Consider the following 3,594-nt stretch of genomic DNA (forward strand, 5'->3'; position numbering starts at 1 on the left):
GAGTATGTCCTTTCCTGCCATTCTGCCCTCCTTAAAATAAGGACAGTTTAGCATCTCTGAATTAGAGCCTGCCCCTGAAGGCTTTAATCAGTGGACATTTCTACTTTGGCAGAATAGGACATTATCACTTTGGGATTACACAAGAAAATTATCATCAATCATGCTAAAAATATGACAATCTCCAACACCAAAGATTTTGGGTGTGATGGTAAAAAGATTTTCTTGACAAGTATCATAAGTATCAACTATAATTAAATCATCTGTTAAATGCCCATTAAGGAGGGATATATGCGCAAAAAAATGATTGTGCTTGCGGTTATACTGTCCATTGCAGTTCCAGCGCTTCCTTCCCGCGTTTTTGCAGCGGATGACAGCGTAATGATGCAAAATATATTTAAAGATACATTGTATGGAGGCGCTATTGGCGCAGTTATAGGGGTTGGATTTATGCTGCTAAGAGGCAAACCAACAGACCATTGGAATTATGTGGCCTACGGCGCAGGAGGCGGTATCATAGCAGGCGCTGCTATTGGTATGGCCAGTTCTACAAAGGCGCTGGCTGAGATAGAGGGTGGCAGAATAACTTTAAATGTGCCTGAGCTAAAAACCGATATTGTTCAGGATAAACGCGATGAGAAAATAGAGGTGGTAAGGCATTTATCTCTTTTGCGTTATAATTTTTGAATAACAGTTGCTAATCTTAAGCCCTGCATACTAAAATAGGCATTGCAGGGCTTTTTTAGCTTTCAAGATACAAAAGTTGAAACAGCGATTTATAATAAACGGAGGATAAAAAATGTACGCTGTAATAAGGACGGGCGGGAAACAACAGACTGTTGCTGAAGGTGATGTAATAAAAGTAGAAAAATTATCTGGCGATGCAGGCAGCCAGATAGAATTTAAAGATGTATTAATGGTTGGAAGCGATAAAGAGATAAAGGTCGGCCAGCCAACGCTTGTCAATGTCAAAGTTGTAGGTGAGGTTGTTGAACAGGGCAAGTCTAAAAAGGTTATTGCGTTCAAGATGAAACGTCGGAAGGGATTTCACAAGAAGATTGGGCACAGGCAACAATTTACAAGTGTCCGAATAAAAGAAATAAAGGCATAAAAAATACAGGTAGAGGTAAAGAAGATACGAGGTTTTGTTTTTCTCTACTATACCTGTTTTATTGAGGGAGGAAGAAATGGCTCATAAAAAAGCAGGCGGGAGTTCCAGAAATGGCAGGGACAGCAATGGGCAGAGGCGCGGTGTAAAGAGGTACGGAGGGCAGGTTGTTTCTGCAGGAAGCATTCTCGTTCGCCAGGTAGGAACAAAGATATATCCAGGAGTGAATGTAGGGCTTGGAAAGGACTACACGCTTTATGCCAGGATTGAAGGTGTTGTTCAATATGAAGACAGGGGTAACAGAAAACAGGTAAACATTGTGCCGCTTTCATAACGGCAGGCTAATTGATACTCAATCTTTTCTTTAAGGCGAGGGCAAAAGAACTATTCCATGATCCCTCGCCTTTTTATTTTCTATAGAGGTCTAACGGGATGAAATTTATTGATGAGGCTTTAATTGATATTAAGGCCGGAGGAGGCGGAAGAGGCTGTATAAGCTTCAGGAGGGAGAAGTATATCCCAAGGGGTGGTCCTGACGGCGGGAATGGCGGAAAAGGCGGGGATGTTTATATTACGGCCGCCACCGGGCTTTCAAGCCTTTTGGATTTTAGATACAAAAAACACTATACAGCAGAAAGAGGAGAACATGGTCAGGGTAGTAATTGCACAGGCAAGGACGGTCAGGACATTATGATCAGGGTTCCTGTGGGAACAGTTATAAAAGATGCCGAAACAGGAGCGGTCGTAGAGGATATGGCCGCGGATGGCCAAAGGATTGTCATTGCAAAAGGCGGGAGGGGAGGAAAAGGAAATGCCCACTTTACCACCTCAACACATCAGGCCCCAAAATTTGCCCAACCAGGGGAAGCTGGTGAGGAGAGGCAGCTTAAGCTTGAGCTAAAACTTTTAGCGGATGTAGGTATTATAGGATTTCCAAATGCCGGTAAATCTACTCTCATATCCCATATATCGGCAGCAAAACCAAAGATAGCCGATTATCCTTTTACAACCTTGCAACCTCATCTTGGGGTTGTAAAATTCGGAGAGTATCAGGATTTTGTTGTTGCAGATATACCAGGGCTTATAGAGGGCGCGCATAGAGGAAAGGGGCTCGGCATAAAATTCTTAAAACATATTGAAAGAACGAGCCTGTTTATACATCTCATAGATATTTCTCCTCAAACAGAAAGAGACCCTAAGAAAGACTTTGAAATAATAAATAAAGAACTTAAGGCATGGAATCCTGATATGGCAAAAAAACCTCAAGTTGTTGCCCTTAACAAAACAGATATCACAGAGGCAAGGGAGAGGCTTCATGGGCTGCTTAAGTTTTTTAAGACAAAAGGTTTAACTGCCTTTGCTATATCTGCTGCCACGGGGGAAGGGCTGGATAAGCTGATAAAATATACAGGGGCAATGGTGACAAGGCTTAAACATCCTTAGCGCATCTAAAACCAAGGTTATTTATCCTTGTCTCAGGTTTATATCCAACACGTGTAAATGTCCGCGCAAATCTGTGGCTTAGTCCCCATGAGCCGCCTCTAACTGCCTTTCTCTTATCATCATAGTTGGAGTTTGTCCATTCCCATACATTACCTGCCATATCGTAGAGACCGTAAGGGCTTTTGCCATTTTCATATGCATTGATCTTTGTTGTTCCTACGATACCGGCGAGGCTGGTGTTTGCCTTACTTGAGTCAAACTCATTTCCCCATGGATATGTGCGGCCGTCAGCGCCCCTGCTTGCTTTTTCCCATTCCTCTTCAATAGGCAGCCGCTTGCCTTGCCATTTACAGTATACTGATGCATCATCAAAGCTTACAAATACAATAGGATGATCTTTCTTGTCTTCCGGGTAGCCATATACCATCCAGTTAGTCGGCTCCCTATGTTTTGTCTGTTTAACAAATTGTCTATATTGTTCATTTGTTATCTCAAAGATATCTATATAAAACGCCTTGAGGTAGGCTTTTCTCTCTGGGATTTCATCTTGTTCCCCCATATTGCTTCCCATTATGAATTCACCTTCCGGTATCAAGGCCATACCTTGAGGCAGCCTGTTACAACCTGGTAGTATAAATATAACTATTAGCCACATAATGGCTGAAACTCTGTATGTGTTTAAACTAATTCCCAACATCTATTTAACCTCAGATGATTTTGCGCATCGGATACCGCCGTCATTTCCTGCCCCGACTGGAAAATAATAGCGCCTGGATGAAGTACGGGCATATATCTTGCCCATGATGTAATGACCAAGCACGCTGCCTGCCCCGCCGCGCAATACCCTGGATGTCTCGCCAAAATCCTTATTCTCTGCTTTACTTCCGGGGTATGGTTTATACCAGGCATCCACCCATTCCATTATATTTCCGCCCATATCATATACGCCGTAGTAACTCTTATCTGTTTCAAAGCTTCCAACAGCCGTTGTAGCTCCTTTAGTGAGGTTTGCCTTTTTTTCATCATATTCATCACCCCATGGATAT

6 protein-coding genes are annotated in these 3,594 nt (G+C 42.7%); 4 read left to right on the forward strand and 2 right to left on the reverse strand.

Annotated elements, in window-relative coordinates:
• Window positions 1-288: 288 nt before the first annotated feature.
• The 4 genes from Q8P28_11420 (at window position 289) to obgE (ending at window position 2,548) form a co-directional block, all read left to right on the forward strand.
• Window positions 289-684 (forward strand): hypothetical protein, encoded by a 396-nt coding sequence (locus Q8P28_11420; protein MDP2683381.1) that lies wholly within the window; start codon window positions 289-291, stop codon window positions 682-684.
• Window positions 685-796: 112 nt separating this feature from the next.
• Window positions 797-1,108: a 50S ribosomal protein L21 gene (rplU, locus tag Q8P28_11425; protein ID MDP2683382.1), complete on the forward strand. Its 312-nt coding sequence runs from the start codon at window positions 797-799 to the stop codon at window positions 1,106-1,108.
• A 76-nt stretch (window positions 1,109-1,184) separates the two neighbouring features.
• On the forward strand, window positions 1,185-1,439 hold the full coding sequence (gene rpmA / locus Q8P28_11430; GenBank protein MDP2683383.1) for a 50S ribosomal protein L27: 255 nt from the start codon (window positions 1,185-1,187) through the stop codon (window positions 1,437-1,439).
• A gap of 98 nt (window positions 1,440-1,537) precedes the next feature.
• A complete protein-coding gene (obgE, locus tag Q8P28_11435; GenBank protein MDP2683384.1) occupies window positions 1,538-2,548 on the forward strand; it encodes a GTPase ObgE in 1,011 nt (336 codons plus the stop codon).
• On the opposite strand, the gene Q8P28_11440 is transcribed toward obgE, so the two are convergent.
• Together Q8P28_11440 and Q8P28_11445 are read right to left on the reverse strand one after the other, a co-directional pair.
• The gene (locus tag Q8P28_11440; protein ID MDP2683385.1) at window positions 2,535-3,203 is read right to left on the reverse strand and encodes an SUMF1/EgtB/PvdO family nonheme iron enzyme; all 669 of its coding nucleotides are present in this window, start codon (window positions 3,201-3,203) and stop codon (window positions 2,535-2,537) included. The genes obgE and Q8P28_11440 overlap by 14 nt on opposite strands.
• Window positions 3,204-3,245: 42 nt before the next feature.
• On the reverse strand, window positions 3,246-3,594 hold a 349-nt coding region (locus tag Q8P28_11445), incomplete at its 5' end, for an SUMF1/EgtB/PvdO family nonheme iron enzyme (GenBank protein ID MDP2683386.1).

It is taken from the genome of Deltaproteobacteria bacterium (assembly GCA_030690165.1).
Taxonomy (GTDB): Bacteria; Desulfobacterota; GWC2-55-46; order UBA9637; family UBA9637; genus JACRNJ01.